The 16,415-nt window shown below is 70.8% G+C and carries 14 protein-coding genes and 1 riboswitch; of the genes, 6 read left to right on the top strand and 8 right to left on the bottom strand.

From position 1 onward, the window contains the following. Positions 1–27 precede the first annotated feature (27 nt). A complete protein-coding gene (locus K7C98_RS32550) occupies positions 28–975 on the top strand; it encodes an MSS51 C-terminal domain-containing protein (RefSeq protein ID WP_224195727.1) in 948 nt (315 codons plus the stop codon). An 11-nt stretch (positions 976–986) separates the two neighbouring features. Here K7C98_RS32550 and K7C98_RS32545 read toward each other — a convergent pair whose 3' ends face one another. After that, positions 987–2,333 (bottom strand): metallophosphoesterase, encoded by a 1,347-nt coding sequence (locus tag K7C98_RS32545; RefSeq protein ID WP_224195726.1) that lies wholly within the window; start codon positions 2,331–2,333, stop codon positions 987–989. A gap of 603 nt (positions 2,334–2,936) precedes the next feature. Here K7C98_RS32545 and K7C98_RS32540 point away from each other — a divergent pair. After that, on the top strand, positions 2,937–3,401 hold the full coding sequence (locus K7C98_RS32540) for a hypothetical protein (RefSeq protein WP_224195725.1): 465 nt from the start codon (positions 2,937–2,939) through the stop codon (positions 3,399–3,401). Between the two features lie 107 nt (positions 3,402–3,508). Beyond that, the gene (locus tag K7C98_RS32535; protein WP_224195724.1) at positions 3,509–4,354 is read left to right on the top strand and encodes an MbnP family copper-binding protein; all 846 of its coding nucleotides are present in this window, start codon (positions 3,509–3,511) and stop codon (positions 4,352–4,354) included. A 64-nt stretch (positions 4,355–4,418) separates the two neighbouring features. Here the strand turns inward: K7C98_RS32535 and K7C98_RS32530 are convergent, their stop codons facing one another. The 7 genes from K7C98_RS32530 to K7C98_RS32500 form a co-directional block, all read right to left on the bottom strand. Then, positions 4,419–4,862, bottom strand: a complete 444-nt coding sequence (locus K7C98_RS32530; RefSeq protein WP_224195723.1) for an acyl-CoA thioesterase — start codon at positions 4,860–4,862, stop codon at positions 4,419–4,421. Further along, positions 4,849–5,871: a ribonucleotide-diphosphate reductase subunit beta gene (locus K7C98_RS32525; RefSeq protein WP_224195722.1), complete on the bottom strand. Its 1,023-nt coding sequence runs from the start codon at positions 5,869–5,871 to the stop codon at positions 4,849–4,851. Before K7C98_RS32525 ends, K7C98_RS32530 begins: the two co-directional genes overlap by 14 nt. Beyond that, the gene (locus K7C98_RS32520; protein WP_224195721.1) at positions 5,868–8,261 is read right to left on the bottom strand and encodes a ribonucleoside-diphosphate reductase subunit alpha; all 2,394 of its coding nucleotides are present in this window, start codon (positions 8,259–8,261) and stop codon (positions 5,868–5,870) included. Before K7C98_RS32520 ends, K7C98_RS32525 begins: the two co-directional genes overlap by 4 nt. 213 nt (positions 8,262–8,474) lie before the next feature. Continuing rightward, positions 8,475–8,688: riboswitch (cobalamin riboswitch) on the bottom strand. A gap of 95 nt (positions 8,689–8,783) precedes the next feature. Next, positions 8,784–9,641: a hypothetical protein gene (locus K7C98_RS32515; protein WP_224195720.1), complete on the bottom strand. Its 858-nt coding sequence runs from the start codon at positions 9,639–9,641 to the stop codon at positions 8,784–8,786. 65 nt (positions 9,642–9,706) lie between these two features. Then, a complete protein-coding gene (locus K7C98_RS32510; protein ID WP_224195719.1) occupies positions 9,707–11,344 on the bottom strand; it encodes an AMP-binding protein in 1,638 nt (545 codons plus the stop codon). A 7-nt stretch (positions 11,345–11,351) separates the two neighbouring features. Continuing rightward, a complete protein-coding gene (locus K7C98_RS32505; protein WP_224195718.1) occupies positions 11,352–11,822 on the bottom strand; it encodes a DUF4863 family protein in 471 nt (156 codons plus the stop codon). 45 nt (positions 11,823–11,867) lie between these two features. Continuing rightward, positions 11,868–12,377: a hypothetical protein gene (locus K7C98_RS32500; protein ID WP_224195717.1), complete on the bottom strand. Its 510-nt coding sequence runs from the start codon at positions 12,375–12,377 to the stop codon at positions 11,868–11,870. A gap of 110 nt (positions 12,378–12,487) precedes the next feature. On the opposite strand from K7C98_RS32500, the gene K7C98_RS32495 reads away from it, so the two are divergent. The 3 genes from K7C98_RS32495 to K7C98_RS32485 all read left to right on the top strand — a co-directional run bounded on the left by K7C98_RS32495 (position 12,488) and on the right by K7C98_RS32485 (position 16,367). Beyond that, positions 12,488–13,675: a hypothetical protein gene (locus tag K7C98_RS32495; protein WP_224195716.1), complete on the top strand. Its 1,188-nt coding sequence runs from the start codon at positions 12,488–12,490 to the stop codon at positions 13,673–13,675. A 153-nt stretch (positions 13,676–13,828) separates the two neighbouring features. After that, a complete protein-coding gene (locus K7C98_RS32490) occupies positions 13,829–15,073 on the top strand; it encodes a hypothetical protein (protein WP_224195715.1) in 1,245 nt (414 codons plus the stop codon). A 118-nt stretch (positions 15,074–15,191) separates the two neighbouring features. Then, entirely contained in the window at positions 15,192–16,367 is a 1,176-nt protein-coding gene (locus tag K7C98_RS32485) for a GNAT family N-acetyltransferase (RefSeq protein ID WP_224195714.1), read from the top strand. The last annotated feature ends 48 nt before the right edge of the window (positions 16,368–16,415 follow it).

Raw genomic sequence — 16,415 nt, 5'->3', positions numbered from 1 at the left:
ACGCCGCCGCACTACACTGCCGCCGCGATGCCGCGCCTCCTCGACTACGTCGGTCAGTGCGCCGAGCTCGAGAAGATGGCCCGCCTCGAGCCGCGGCCCGCGGTCGAGGCCGCGTCCCCCGGGCTCGCCGGGCCCTCGGCCGACCTCGCCTGCCTCGTGTGCGGCGCCGGCCCGGCGCGCCCGTGCGGGTACTGCCGCGGCGTCGCCTACTGCGGCGACGAGCACCGCGATCGCGACGCCCGCTGGCACGCGCCCGTGTGCGCCGATTTGCGGGCGATCGCCGACGACCTCGCCTTCGCCGCCGAGCACCCGCGCCTCGCCGACGCCCTCCTCGCGCGCGCGCCGAGCAGCGCCGCCGTCCCGACCTCCTGGGCCGACTACCTCGGCGCCGACCTCGCCGCCAGCGAGCGCCGGTGCATGACCGACCTGGCGACGCGCCCGCTGACCCTCGCGCACGTGCTAACCTTGCTCTCGGAACATGTCCCCAAGACCTCCTCCGAGGTCTGCGAGATCCACATCATGGCCGCCGCCCGGCGCGAGCGCGACGTCCCGCCCGCCCTGTGGTCCGAGGCGGGGCGCCTGCTCGGCCGTCGCTTCGCGCTGACGCTCGTCGGGCCCGAGCTCGCGCCCGGCGACCTCGGCCCCGGCATCCGCGCCGTCCCCGGCCTCTACCGGCGCGACCTGTGGCAGCGGCTCGGGCGGCCCGCGCTCGTCATCGGCTACGACTGCGGCCTGCTCCTCTATCCGACGTGGAAGCAGACCATGCTCGAGCTGCGCGGCTCCGGCGTCCCGTTCGTGATCACCAGCTACCGCGGGTGGGAGGCCGCCGGCGAGGCGCGGGTGTTGAAGGCCATCGGCGCCGTCCCATTGCTCGCGCCCGCGCTCAACCCATTCGCCTCCCTGTCGCCCCGCCGCTCGACCACGATCGCCAACGACGTCGCCCGCGACAACGCGTATCTCAGCGCCTGGCGCTGACGCGGCTGCCGCTATTTGTGGATGATGTCGAACTCGTCGATCACGTCGCCCTTGATGTTCTTGAAGTAGCCGTGGGCCGCGTTGGGGTCGCCGCCGACGTAGAAGCGGAGGAACAGCGCCCCGTGGTCGGCGTCGAAGTTGCCGACCTCGACCCCGTTCTTCAGGTAGTAGTTCCCGGTGTAGATCGACGCCCACCAGTCCTCGCCGTCGTGCAGGCCGGACTCGTAGTCGCGGATGCTCTTGCCGCCGAGGCCGGACACCACCGAGAACGTGCGGCCCGGTCCGACCTCCAACAATTCGGCCATCCCGGTGGCACCATGTGCTGCACCGCTGTTACCGATGTCCGTGAGCGTGCGCGTGCGCGCGTACGAGTGCTCATGGGCCATGGCGATGATCGACCCGTCGTTCTGGCAGGACTGCAGCGCCTTCCACGTCAGGTCGTCGGGCTTGTCGCCGGCCTGCAGGTCGCGCTGGTTCTTGTGGAACGTGCACAGGCTCCACAGGTGGTCGTCGGCCGCCAGCACCTCGGCGATGTGCTTCTCGTGGTCGCTGTCGGAGCCCTTGACGCCGAGGCCCGACAGCACGAAGTGGAGCCCGCGGTACGTACAGCTCGACTTGACGCCGAGGTCGCCCTCGCACGAGGCCCCTTCCATCTTCGCCAGGCGGGACTTCAGCTTGCTCTGGTAGCCCGACCACGCGTCCTTGTCGTGGTTGCCGATCGCCGCGAACACCGGGAAGTCGTCGCCGAGGACCCCGTTCATCTCGCTCGCCCACGCGTCGGGGTTGTCGCCGTAGTCGAAGTCGCCGAGGATGATGACGAAGTCGGCCTGCTCGGCGAGGATCAGCTGGTACACCGCCTTGGTGTCGCTCCCGGTGCCCTGATCGCCGATCAGCGCGACCAGCAGGTTCTCGTCGGTCGCGTTGGCGGGCGGGGGCTTGCTGTCGCCGCCAGGCGCCTCGCCGGTCGTCGTCGTCGAACCGCCGGGCGGCTCGGTCGTCGCGTCCGGGCCGCTCGTCAGCGGCCCGTCGTTCGTGGTCGTCGGCGTCTCCGGGCCCGTGCTCGCGCCGCTGGTCTCGAACGCCCCGCTCAGGTTGCCCGTCGTCGTCTCGCCGCCGCCGCCGCTCGTGGTCGGCGCCGCACCGTCCGCGGTCGTCCCGCTGTCGGTCCCCGTTTGCGTGCCCCCTCCGCTGCTCGATTCGCCGTTCGGGTCGGCGCCGGTCTGCACGGTGGTGACGAATGTCGTGTAGCTCCCGAAGCCGGTCGCGCCGCTCGAATTCGTGGAATTGACTCCGGCTCCACTCGAACAGGCGATGCCCAGACCGGCTTGGAGGGCCAGGAGGAAATGGCGGGAGTGCATGGAGACACAACTTACTCCAGTCTCGTCGAGTGGCTAGATGCATTCACACCGGCGGCGAGTCCGCACATTTCACCGTCAGACACCAGGCTCGACGGCAGAACGCTGCTCTGCCGCAGATTCGGACGCTTCCTGCACCGGTGCGCAGGGGCGAACAAAGGAGCAATCACTGCACAAATAGTGAGACAAGGGCCCTCGAATCGCGCACTGACGCGCCGCTGTCACATACAGCCGGGCACGCACATCCCACCCGCCCAGACAGCTCGAATGAAGTCTGCCCGCCCCGGCGGCGGCGACGCAATGCGGAGACGCCGCGGCAGCGATGACCCGTCGATCGTTGACGGCGGTGCCGTCATAGGATTGGCGCGGCATCGCGCACAACCATTAATGCGTGCGCACGACCTCGAGCCGTGCGCAGCGCATGGGGCCGCGCCTTACCCGTCCTCGTCACGGATCCGCCCCCGCGCGTGGGCTGGCCCGTCGCCTCGCGGCCCCACGTCGGGCTGCGACCATCCGCCGCAGCCCGGCGGCCTCGCCGCCTCCGCTACAGTGGCCCGCCGGTCCGTCCGCCCCGCTCCTGCGTACCGCGAACCACGCGCATCCGCCATGAAGACGACCCTCGCGCCTCTCCTCCTCCTCGGCCTCGTCGCCTGCGGCACCACCGAATCGGGCACCGACCACGACTCCCACGGCGCCGGCACGCACGACCACGCGACCACCAGCAGCTCGACCGGCGACGCGACCACCCACGAGCACGCCACCGAGCACGGCCCGACCTCGACCGGTCACGAGCACACCACCACGACGAGCAGCACCACCGGCGACGGCTCCCCGGTCGCCGATTACTGCGAGTGCATGCTGGTCCATTGCCACGACCAGTATCACGGCACCTGGGGCGAGGAGCACCCGATGTCGGAGATCAACTGCACCATGGCCGCCGAGATGTTGCCGACCGTCGGCACGCCGGCGATGTCCGGCAACTCGCTCGAATGCCGCCTGGCCCACTGCGAGCTGGCCGTCGACGACCCGGCCCTGTGCGAGGCCGCCATCGGCGGCGCGCCCTGCATGTGACGATTTTCCAGCGAGTTCGCCGCGAGAACGACGAACCGATCGGCCCGCGAACGGACGTCGCCGCCGCCTCCCACGGGCGCCCGCGCGGCTCCGCTAGACTGGCGGCGATGCGCCGCGCCCTGCTCCTGACCCTCGCCACGCTCGCCGCCTGCTCCGACCGCGACGAATTCGACGGCACCGTCGAGCTCTTCTTTCGCCCGGTCGTCAGCGGCGCCTACTTCAGCTGCGGCGAGATGTACCCCGGCGCCGGGGCGGCCATGAAACCGCAGGACTTTCGCATGTACGTGACCGACGTCCGGCTCGTCACCGACGAGGGCCGCGAGCACCCGGTCGAGCTCGCCGAGGACGGCCAGTTTCAGGCCCGCGGCGTCGCCCTGCTCGACTTCGAGGATGCCACCGGCGAGTGCCGCGGCACGCCCGCGCTCAACAAGACGATCCGCGGCGAGCTGTCCGCCGCCGACCGGGCCGAGCACGCCCGCTACACCGGCCTGCGCTTCCGCATCGGCGTCCCGCCCGAGCTCGACTTCGCCGACCCCGCCACCCTGCCCACGCCGCTCGCCGAACCGACCCTGCGCTCGGCCGTCACCGGCGGCCACCTGTTCTTCACCGCGTGGGCCAACTTCGAGTCCTTCAGCCCCGACACCCAGGTCTTCAGCGGCGTCGGCCTCGACCTCGCCAGCGACGGCTGCGTCGGCGCCACCTGCCAGCGCTCCAACCGCCCCGAGATCGTCCTCGACGATTTCGACCTCGAGTCGAGCACGATCGTCGTCGACTACAACGCCCTGTTCGCCAAGCTCGACACCACCGTGTGCGGCACCAACCCCGTGGCCCCGTGCGGCTGCTGGTCGCGCCAGGTCGACTCGCTGTGCCTGCAGGTGCTGCCGCGCCTCGGCGTCGACTGGGCCAGCGGCGCCGGCACTGCCGGCCAGGTGCTGTTCCGCCTCGACGGCTAGAAGCTGCCGTCCGTGCCCGCCGTCACCCAGCTCTCCACGGCCCCGCGCCTCCGATCACGCCCCTTCACGACTCCGCGCCCGGCGAGCCCTGCTCGTCCGGAAGCCGAGGCACCGCCGTCGGGTTGCCGTGCGCGTCGAGGGCGACCAGCACGAAGCGCCCGCGCGTCCCGAGCTGGCGGTCGCCCGTCAGCAGGTCCTCGGCGAACACCTCGACCTCGACCGTGATCGACGTGCGCCCCGTCGCCACCACCCGCGCGATCAGCTCGACCAGCTGCCCCTGGCGGATCGGCACATGGAAGTCGACCCGCTCGCTGCTGGCCGTCACCACCGTGCGCCGGGCGTAGCGCGACGCCGCCACGAACGCCGCCTTGTCCATCAGCGCCAGCGCCTGCCCGCCGAACAGCGTCCCGTAGTGGTTCGTCTGCTCGGGGAACACCATCTCGACGAGCCGAGCCTCGCGCACGCGGCCCGCCTCGATCCGCTCGTTCTCGTCGTCAGAACGCTGCATCGAGCACCACCTGTCCGGTCACTCCGACCTGATACGCCGACACTCGGCGCTCGAAGAAGTTGGCGACCTCCTGCACGTCCTGCAGCTCCATGAACGGCAGCGGGTTCTTGACCCCGTAGCGGCGCGGCATCCCGAGCGTCGCCAGCCGCTGGTCGGCGCAGAACTCGAGGTACTGCCGGATGTCGCGCACCGACAGCCCGGCCACGCCGCCGCCGACCAGGTCCTCGGCGAATTGCGTCTCGCAGTCGATCGCCTCCGCGATCATCGCCTGCACGTCGCTCGTCAGCGCCGCGTCGAACAGCTCCGGCTCCTCGCGGCGGATCGTGCTCACCACCTCGAACGCGAACCGCATGTGCGCGCTCTCGTCGCGGAACACCCAGTTGGTCCCGGCCGCGAGCCCGTGGAGCAGCCCGCGCGAGCGCAGGAAGTACACGTAGGCGAACGCCCCGAAGAAGAACAGCCCCTCGACGCAGGCCGCGAAGCAGATCAGGTTGAGCACGAAGCGCCGCCGCTGCTCGCGCTCGTCGAGCCGCTCCATGCCCTGCACCGCGTCGAGCCAGCGCATGCAGAACTCGGCCTTGCGGCGGATCGACGGGATGTTCTCGATCGCCGCGAAGGCCCGGTGGCGCTCGTCGGGGTCGGGCACGTAGGTGTCGAGCAGCGTCAGGTAGAACTGCACGTGCAGCGCCTCCTCGTACAGCTGGCGCGACAGGTACATCCGCGCCTCCGGGGCGTTGATGTGGCGGTACAGGCTCAGCACCAGGTTGTTGGCGACGATCGCGTCGCCGGTGGCGAAGAACGCGACCAGCCGCTGTACGAGGTGGCGCTCCGCCTCGCTCATGCGGCCGCGCAGGTCGCCGACGTCGGTCGAGAAGTCGACCTCCTCGACCGTCCAGGTGTTCTTGATCGCCGCGCGGTACATCTCGAAGAAGGCCGGGTAGGCCATCGGTCGCAGCGTCAGACAGAGCCCGGGGTCGAGCAAGCGGGCGGGGCGGTGGACGTGACTCATTGGCAAGCCTCGCAGGACTGGGGGTTCTCGAGCGAACAGGCGACCGCGGCCCGCGGCGCCGATTGCTCCGCGCCGGCCGCCGAATCGACGGTCGCCTTGGCGATCCGCGTCGCCGGCCGCGAGCGCAGGTAGTATGTCGTCTTGAGCCCGCGCTTCCACGCGTAAAAGTACATGCTCGACAATTGCCCGATGCTCGGGCTCTCGCTGAACAGGTTCAGCGACTGGCTCTGGTCGATGAACGCCCCCCGCTCGGCCGCCATGTCGATCAGCGCGCGCATCGGCAGCTCCCACGCCGTCCGGTACACCAGCTTCAGCGCCTCCGGCAGCCCCGCCAGCCCCTGCACCGAGCCCTCGGCCAGCTTGAGCTGGTCGCGCGTCGCCTCGGTCCACAGCCCCAGCTGCTTCAGCGCCGCCACCAGGTAGCGGTTCACCTGCAGGAAGTCGCCCGACAGCGTCTCGCGCTTGAACAGGTTCGACACCTGCGGCTCGATGCACTCGTAGCAGCCGGCGATCGCCGCGATCGTCGCCGTCGGCGCGATCGCCACCAGCAGCGAATTGCGCAGCCCGTGCGCCCCGATCTCCGCTCGCAACCTGTCCCAACGAGCAGGCTCGCTCGGCGTCACCCCCCACGCGTCGAACTGCAGCTCCCCGCGCGCGACCCGGGTCTCCGCGTAGCTCGGGTGGCGCCCGCGCTCCCGCGCCAGCGCGCACGAGGCCGCCAGGGCGTGAAAGTAGATCTCCTCGGAGATCCGGCGCGACAAGCCCCGCGCAGCCTCACCGTCGAACGCGAGCCCGATCTGAAAGAACACGTCCTGCAGGCCCATCAGCCCGAGCCCGACCGGCCGCCACTTCTCGTTCGACGTCCGCGCCCCCGGCAGCGCGTAGTAGTTGAGGTCGATCACCCGGTCGAGCTGCCGCACCGCCAGGCGCACCGTCCGCGCCAACTTGTCGAAGTCGAACTCGACCTGTCCATCGGGACATGTCTTCGTGTGCCGGGCCAGGTTGATCGAGCCGAGGTTGCACACCGCCACCTCGTCACCGGCCGTCACCTCGACGATCTCCGTGCACAGGTTCGACAGGTGCACCACCCGCCCCGGCGCCCCCGTCTGGTTGCACGTCGTGTTGCAGCGATCTTTGAAGGTCATCCAGCCGTTGCCGGTCTGCGCCAGCGTCCGCATCATCCGCGCGTACAGCTCGCGCGCCGGCACCGTCCTCACCGCCAGGCCGGCCCGTTCGTACTCGAGGTAGCGGGCCTCGAACGCCTCGCCGTACAGGTCGGGCAGGTCGCGCACCGTCTTGGGGTCGAACAGGCTCCACCCCGCGTCGGCCTCGACCCGGCGCATGAACAGGTCGGGCACCCAGTTGGCGAGGTTGAGGTTGTGCGTCCGGCTGGCCTCGTCGCCGGTGTTGTCGCGCAGCTCGAGGAACGCCTCGATGTCGGCGTGCCACGACTCGAGGTACACGCAGCAGGCGCCCTTGCGCTTGCCGCCCTGGTTGACCGCCGCCACGCTCGCGTCGAGCGTCTTCAGCCACGGCACGATCCCGCACGAGATCCCGTTCGTCACCGTGATCAGCGAGCCGCGCGAGCGCACCCGGTGGTACGCCAGGCCGATCCCCCCGGAGAACTTCGAGAGCATCGCCACGTCGGTGTAGCGCTGGTAGATGTGCGAGAGCTGGTCGCGCGGCGAGTCGATCAGGAAGCAGCTGGCCAATTGTTCATGTCGCGTCCCGGCGTTGAACAACGTCGGCGAGCTCGGCAAGTACGACAGCGACGACAGCAGCTCGTACAGCTCGAACGCCTCCGGCACGCTCTCCGCCAGCGCGCAGGCGATCCGCAGGAAGAACTGCTGCGGCGTCTCGATCACCCGCCGCGTCTGCGGGTGGCGCAGGAGGTAGCGGTCGTAGACCGTGCGCAGCCCGAAGTACTCGAACTCGAGGTCGCGCTCCGGCGCGATCGCCTCGTCGAGCCGGCCCGCGGCCGCGGCCACGAACTCGTGCAGGCGCTCGTGGATCAGCCCCAGCCGCCGCCCAAGCGCGATCGACTGCGAGAACGCGCGCACCTCCTCGGACCGGACCTCCTCGTCGATGTACGCCGCCAGCAGCCGCGCCGCCAGCCGCGAGTACTGCGGCTCCTCGGCGATCAGCGCCGCCGCCGTCTGGATCGACAGCAGGTCGAGCTCCTGCGTGGTCGCGCCGTCGTACAGGCCGCTGATCGTCCGCGTCGCCACCCGCACCGCGTCGACGTCGCCGAGCCCCGCGCAGCGGCGGTCGATCGCCCGCACGATCTTGCTGACGTCGACCGGCTCGAGCGCGCCGCTGCGCTTCTTCACCCGCATGCTGGTCTGAAAGCCAGGTCGCGTCGTCTCGTCCGCCGCCGCGCTCGTCGTCATGTCCCTGTCCATCTCGCCTCCTCGTGTCCGCGTGAGAACCGCGAGGAGGAGCCGGGGCAGAGGGTCAGCGCGAGCGAACGCCCTGCACCGACCTCTCGCCCCCGCGGGCGACCGGAAGTCGGCGCGGGACAGGAGCAGAGGCGCGGCGGCATCACCGCTTCGCTTGCACCGGACCTCCCGCGAGGCTTCCAGGTCGTTCCGGCGGCGGATGTCTCCCGTCGCCGGGCGCAGGCAGGTCTTCGGGCTCACGAGCTCCTCGACGTCGCCGCCGAGTCCCTACTACCCACACTTCCCGGCCGCGCGGCCAGTGCTCCGTGGGGTTCGTTCTCGCTTACCGCTGCGGGGCAGCCCCGGATTCTCACCGGGTTCCCTATTAAACCCTCGGCGTCTTCGCAACGCAGAAGGTACCAGCGCCGACCCCAAGATATAGGGGGGGTGCCAGGGCGTCAACACAAAATATGGGACCGGGCACCTGACCAGACACGCCCTCACTCACGCTCAAACTGTCCCAAAAGACAGCCCTCACGGCGCGCACGACGTCTCGCGCGAGATCCACTCGAGGAAGTCGACGTACGCCTGATCGTTCTTGTCGGCGAACTTGTCGTGCCCGCCGTGCATCACCCCGCCCGCGCTCTCGGCCAGCGGCTTGAGCAACAACAGGCTCTGCTCCGGGTCGTCGTAGTTCACGAGCCCGCGCTCCAGCACGTCGCGCATCGTCATCAACGAGCCGAGCTCGCACGAACCGGTGGCGATCCACTTCGGCGCCTCGATCTCGCTGGTGTCGAAGTGGCACGGGAAGCAGCGGTCGCGCCACGTGTAGACCCGGTGGCGGAACAGCGCCTCGCGCGTCAGCGGCGAGCAGTCGCCAGGGTCGACCCACGCCGGCATCGCGTCGTCCTCCTCGCACGTCGCCTCCGTCCCCGCGCCGCACGGCTCCTCGCCCGACCAGCACGGCCCGCACGTCGCCGTCGCCTCGATCCACGCCAGGAACGCCGCGTACTCCTCGTCGATCACCGACTGGTCGATCAGCGGGCTCGCCGGATCGGCGCGGGAGATCCACCGCAGCACCACGCTCGCCGCCGGGTCGGCGAGGTCGACCAGCCCGCGCGACTCGAGGCACGCCATCGTCCGGCACGGCGTCTCCTGCACGAACATCTCCAGGTCGACGCCCGACAGATGACACGTGTTGCACGTCTTCGGCCGGTCCGTCGCCAGCAACGGCGCGATTCTTTTAATAAAGAGCGCGTCGGGCTCGACCTCGCAGTCGATCGCCGCGCCGGTGCTCGACGTGCCCGAGGTCGTCGTGCTCGTGCTCGTGGGCGCACCGGCGCCGCCGCTGCAGGCGACGACGAGCGAGACTGCGGCGAGGGCGGCGCGCACGCCTCACGGTACCGAAGTTCCTCGGCTCGTGCACGCGACGGGTCGCCTGCGCGCCCGCGACCGCATCACTCCTTGCGCACGTGCCCCTGCGCGAGCTCGGCGACGGCGATCTCGCGCATGCGGTACTTCTGGATCTTCCCGGTCACGGTCATGGGAAAGGCGTCGACGAACTTCCAGTACACCGGCACCTTGAAGCGCGCGAGCCGGGCCAGGCAGTGCTGCCGCAGCTCCTCCGCCGTGGCCGTCGCCCCGGGCCGCAGCTTGACCCAGGCCATCACCTCTTCGCCGTAGCGCTGGCTCGGCACCCCGATCACCTGCGCCTCGCTGACGAGCGGGTGCGTGTGCAGCAGCTCCTCGACCTCGCGGGGGTAGATGTTCTCGCCGCCGCGGATGATCATGTCCTTGATCCGGCCGACGATGCTGACGTAGCCCGCGTCGTCGAGGACGGCCAGGTCGCCGGTGTGCATCCACCGGCCCTCGTCGATGGCCGCGCGCGTGGCCGCCGGGTCGTTCCAGTAGCCGAGCATCACGCTGTAGCCGCGCGTGCACAGCTCGCCGCGGCTCCCCCGCGGCACGATCGCCCCCGTCTCCGGGTCGACGATCTTCACCTCGAGGTGCGGGTGGACCCGGCCGACCGTCGTCACTCGCGGCTCGAACGGGTCGTCGACCGCGCTCTGCGTCGACACCGGCGACGTCTCGGTCATGCCGTAGCAGATCGTCACCTCGTGCATGTGCATGCGCGCCTGCACCTGCTTCATCGTCTCCACCGGACACGGCGAGCCCGCCATCACCCCGGTGCGCAGCGAGGTCAGGTCGAACTCGGCGAAGCGCGGGTGCTCGAGCTCGGCGATGAACATCGTCGGCACCCCGTAGAGCGAGGTGCAGCGCTCCTCCTGCACCGCCTCCAGCGTCGCCAGCGGGTCGAACACGTCGGCCGGCACCACCATGCACGCCCCGTGGCTCGTGCACGCGAGGTTGCCGATCACCATGCCGAAGCAGTGATAGAACGGCACCGGGATGCACACCCGGTCGCGCTCGCTGTAGCGCAGCGCCTCGCCGACGTAAAACCCGTTGTTGAGGATGTTGTGGTGCGACAGCGTCGCCCCCTTGGGCGAGCCGGTCGTGCCGCTGGTGTATTGAATGTTGACCGGGTCGTCGAATTGCAGCGTCGCCTCGCGCGCCGCCAGCTCGTCCTCCGACACCGACGACCCGCCGGCCAGCAGCGCCTCCCAGCCGTCCTCGAACACGATCGACAGGCGCAGCGCCGGGCAGCCCGGCATCACCTCGGCGACCATCGCCGCGTAGTCCGAGCCGCGGTGCCGCCTGGCGAGCAGCAGCACCGACACGCCCGACTGGCGCAGCGCGTACTGCAATTCGTCGGCGCGGTAGGCCGGGTTGATGTTGACCAGCACCGCGCCGACGCGCGCCGCGGCGTACTGCGCGATCACCCACTCGGCCCGGTTCGGCGCCCAGATCCCCACGCGGTCGCCCCGCTGGACCCGCAGCGCCATCAGGCCGCGCGCCGCCTGCCCGGTCCACGCCCACAGCTGCGAGTACGTGGCGCGAAAGCCCTGTGAGCGGACCACCAGCGCCTCGGCGTCGGGCACCCGCAGCACCGTGCGCCGCAGGTTGTCGCCGATCGTCTCGCCGAGCAGCGGCGTCGCGCTCGTGCCGTGCACGTACGACAGCTTCGGCGTCGTCATGCTCGCGTCACGCCGCCGGGGTGAACTGGATCGCGCCCTGCGGCAGCAGGTACAGCACGAACGCCCGCCCGCCCGCGACCGTCGGCGTGTGCGCGCTGCCCGGCGGATACACGCACCAGCCCGCGCCGTGGCCGTCGAATTTCGCGTCGCCCTCGAGCGGCATCACCATGTCGATCTCGCCGTTCGGGTGCACGTGGTGCCCGCCGGCGATCTCGTTCATGTCGACGACGTCGACCGAGAACCCGTGCGTCGCGGGTCCGGCCTTGATCACGCGCCCGTACTTGATGCCCGCGTGCTCGCGGCTGCACATCCAGCCGGCCGCCACTGCCTCGCGGCAGGCCTGCGCGATCGCGGCGAAGGTCGGCGAGCCGGCGGGGATCTCCCGGTTGAGCCACTCGGCCAGATCGGCGTCGAGCGGGCGTCCTGCGACCTTCGCGGTGAGGTCGACCATCAGGGCTTCGAAGCGCGGCAGGTCCATGATCGTCCGCCGACGCTAGGCCGTTTCACCGGCCCGCGCAACCCCTCACTTCGCGACGAACGGCGGCAGCGCCGCGACCGGAATCCGCCGCACCACCGACGGCGCACCGCCCATCTCGCCAGACCCGACTCGCACCGCCACCTCGTCCCCGGCGATCCACAACACCCGCTCGATCATCAGCCCGGGAGGCGCCTGCAACGAGCGCTGCTCGCCCGTGTCGATGCGCACCACCATGTACCCGTCGACGTGCTGCTCCAGCGGCACCGCCACCACGCCGCCGCCGAAGCTCGGCGTCGCCATCGTCGTCCGCGCCAGCGCCAGCACGCGCCGCGCGTCGGCCAGCGCCGGCCCGTCGACGACGTCGGCGCGCCACAGGTCGATCTTTTTGTAGATGTTGTTGCGATCGCGACCGCTGCCCTCGAGCCACACCGCCTGCGCGCCGTCGATCATCACAGGGCTCATGCCGTCGACCGGCCCGCGGCGCAGCGGGTGCGCGCGCTCGCCGAGCCTCGCCGCCATCGGCCGCTCGGGGATCGCCGAGATCGCAAACGCCACCGCGACACGCATTCCTCGCCGCCTGTCGCCGCTCGAACCCGCACCGTGATCGATCGGCCCGCGCTCAGCGCGCTGATTCGTCCCACACACCGCGGTGCTAATCGAGTGACATGACGATGGATGATGCCCGTCGCGCCGTCGCGAGCCTCCTCGGCGGCCTCGTGCTGACCGCCTGTCCCGGCCGACCCGGCGGCGAGACCGACGGCACCGGTGCCTCCGACACCGACCCGGCCACGAGCGACGCGCCGACCACCGGCGACTCCTTGCTGCACGACGAGATCGGCCCGCGCGAGGGCCCGTGGGAGGTCGTCGTCGACGCCGTGCCGTTCCCGATCGCCGACATTCACACCCTCACCGTCGGGCGCAAGGAGTTCGACGACAACTTCGCCAACCGCGGCGTCGTCGAGGTCCTCTTCGATCACCCCGAGGAGACGATCACCGTCGAGACCCGCAAGTACGTGTTCGGCGACGGCACCGACGCCGAGAACGGCTTCGAGCACCTCTCTCTGTGGGCATTCGTCCTGTCCGGCAATCCGACGGGAGACCCCGATCCCGCCGGCGATTGCCGCACCGACACCTGGAAGGACGGCTGTGCGATCCTCGCCTATTACGACGGCAATTCGCAGCCGCTGCGCATGGGCATGGATCTCCGCGTCCACCTGCCGGCAGGCTGGCGCGGCGAGCTGTTCGTCACCACCGAGGACAACGCCGTCGAGGACGCGTGGCCGCGCCGCGGCGACGTCACGATCGACGGCCTGTGCAGCAGCGGCGACATCGACCTCGAGGCCGGGCGAGCGCACGTTCGTCTGTGTCGCGACCTCTCGCCGACGCCGACCTGTCCGGCGGACCGCGTCGCCGAGTGCGCCACCTGGCCCGACGGCAGCGGCAGCGAGGCCTGGGCGACGGATTGCCCGTGCAGCCCCGATCTCTTCGGCCAGCTCTTGATCCGCGCCGCGCAGCCGTGGGCCGCCAACATCGTCGTCGACGTGCCGGACGACGTGTGGCTCAACGCCACCGCGCAGAACATCGAGGTCAACCGGCCCCACGACTGCCTGCCGCAGATCGACGGTTGTGACGCCGAACCATGCGTCCTCGACGACGACGATTCGTTCTCGCCGACCGCCGAGTTCAACTATCCCGGCCCCGCCGCCCCCGCCGGCGCCGGCTTCAACGTCACCGCCGTCAGCGGCGGGTGTACCCTCATTCCGTTCGCCGAGCCCGGCACGTCGTGGACGCCCGACCAGCAGCCGCACGAGGAGCTGCGCGGCCTGGTCCATGTCTGCACCGATTGTCTGTAGCGCTTCGCGCCGAGCACATGTCCCGGAGACCTTGAGGGCGAGTCCCCCCGCCCGTCCTCCGCACCCTCGCGCTCGCGTTCGGGCCACGAGTCGGCGATCGGCCCGCGCTCAACGCGCTGATTCATCTCACGCACCTCGTGCTAATTGAGGGACATGACGATGGATGATGTGCGTCGCGCCCTCGCCGGCCTCCTCGGCGGCCTCGTCCTGCTCGCCTGTCCCGGCCGACCCGGCGACGGCGAGACCGACGGCACCAGCTCCTCCGACACCGACCCGTCGCCCTCATCCGCCACCGACACGGGCGACACCCCGACCACGAGCGGCACCCCGACCACGAGCGACACCCCGACCACCGACGCTCCCGTGCCCCCCGAGGGGGCGATGCCGCACGAGGGCCCGTGGGAGGTCGTGGTCGACGCCTTGCCGTTCCCGATCGCCGACATTCACATGCTCACCGTCGGCGGCCGCGAGTTCAACGAGAACTTCGCCAACAGGGGCGTCGTCGAGGTCCTCTTCGATCACCCCGAGGAGACGATCACCGTCGAGGCCCGCAAGTACGTGTTCGGCGACGCGGTCGACCGCGAGATGCAGTTCGCCCGCCTCTCCCTCTGGCCATTCGTCCTCCACGGCGATCCCACGCACCACCCCGATCCCGCCGACGATTGCAGCGTGGACACCTGGAAGGACGGCTGTGCGATCCTCGCCCGTTACGACGGCAAGTCGCAGCCCGCCCGCCTGGGCATGGACCTCCGCGTCCACCTCCCGACCGGCTGGCGCGGCCAGCTGCTCGTCCACACCGAGGATAACATCGCCGAGACCGCGTGGCCGCGCCGCGGCGACGTCACGATCGACGGCCTGTGCGGCAACGGCGAGATGTACCTCGAGGCCGGGCGGGCCCGCGTTCGCCTGTGCCGCGACCTCTCGCCTGCCCCGACCTGTCCGCCGGAGAGCGCTGCCGCCTGCGCCACCTGGCCCGACGGCAGCGGCAGCGAGGCCTGGTCGCCGGAATGCCCCTGCGGCACCGCTCTCTACGGCCAGATGCTGGTCCACGCCATCCAGCCGTGGGCCGCCGACATCGTCATCGACGTGCCGGATGACGCGTGGCTGAACGTCAGGGCGCATAACCTCGAGGCCATGAAGCCCCACGACTGCCTGCCGCAGATCGACGCTTGCGTGCCCGACCATTGCGTCCTGGACGATGACGATCCGTTCGCGCCCGCCGCGGTATTCAACCATCCCAGCCCGGCCGCCCCGGGCTTCGGCGGCTTCAACGTCACCGCGATCGACGGCGGGTGTGCGCTCATTCCGTTCGTCGAGCCCGGAGCCCTCTGGACCCCCGACCAGGACCCGGACGAAGAGCTCCGCGGCCTGGTCCACGTCTGCACCGATTGCCTGTGAGGTTCACGGGCGCGGCCGGTCGAATACATGTCTCGAAAGCCAGGCTGACCGGCATCGGTCCACGCGGTCGTCGCTCTCTCCGGCTCGCGCAACCTCGCGCTCGAGGTATCCTGCGCCCATGCACGATCGCCTCTTGACCCCCCTCCGCGACGACGACCGGCCGGCCGTCCTCCGCACCCTCGCGCTCGCGTTCGGGGCCACGCAGCAGGGCATCGAGGGCTGGGTCGCCGTCGCCGGCGCCGAGCACTTCCGCGTCCTCCGCGACGGCGCGCGCCCGGCCGCGTGTCTGCTCGAGATCGCCATGGGCCAGTTCTTCGGCGGCGTCAGCGTCCCCATGCTCGGCGTCGCCGGCGTCGCCGTCGCTCCCGAAGACCGCGGCCGCGGCTACGCGCGCGCCATGATGCAGGCCTTCGTGCGCGAGGCCGCCGCCGCGGGTTGGCCGCTCGCCGGCCTCTACGCCTCGACCCATACCCTCTACCGCGGCGTCGGCTTCGAACACGCCGGCTATCGCTTCCGCCACACCGTCGCGCTCACCCAGCTGGTCGCCCGCGAGGCGCGCGGCCGGCTCGTCGCGCTCGCCGACGCCGACCGCGACGACATCCACGCCTGTTACACCGCCTTCGCCGCCCTGCACGACGGCGCGCTCGACCGCGGCGTTTACATCTGGAGTCGGCTCCGCAACCTCCGCGACATGGAGTTTACCGGCTTCGGCGTGCGCGACGACGACGGCCGGCTCGCCGGTTACCTGTACCTCCACCAGTCGCGGCGCCCCGACGGTCGCTTCGACCTCATGCTGTCCGACGTCGTCTTCCTCGAGGCGTGGGCCGGTCGGCGGCTCGTCGAGTTCCTCGCCAACTTCGCCATGTACGGCGTCGACCTCGTGTTCCACGGCGGGCCGACGCACCCGCTGCTCGAGCTCCTGCCGCAGCAGCGTCACCAGAGCGAGCTGCTCGACTCGTGGCTGCTGCGGATCGTCGACGTGCCGCGGGCCCTCGCGGCCCGCCGCTATGCCCCGACCGTCTCCGCCGAGCTCCACCTCGAGGTCGACGACCCGCTCGTCCCCGCCAACCACGGGCGCTTCATCCTCCGCGTCGAGGGCGGCCGCGGCGAGGTCGAACCCGGCGGTCACGGCCACCTGCGCACCGGCGTCCGCGGCCTCGCCTGCATGTTCAGCGGCTACACCACCCCGGCCCAGGCCGCCCTCCTCGGCCTCGTCGCCGGCGACCCCGCCGTCCTCCGCGCCGCCGCCGGCGTGTTCGCCGGCGGCACCCCGTGGATGAGCGACATGTTCTGACCCATCCGACATGCTATTCATAGCATGTCGTGAAGCGTCCGATTCACG

It is taken from the genome of Nannocystis pusilla, assembly GCF_020073745.1.
Classification (GTDB): domain Bacteria; phylum Myxococcota_A; class Polyangia; order Nannocystales; family Nannocystaceae; genus Nannocystis; species Nannocystis radixulma.
This window is presented reverse-complemented; position numbering and strand designations above follow the sequence as displayed.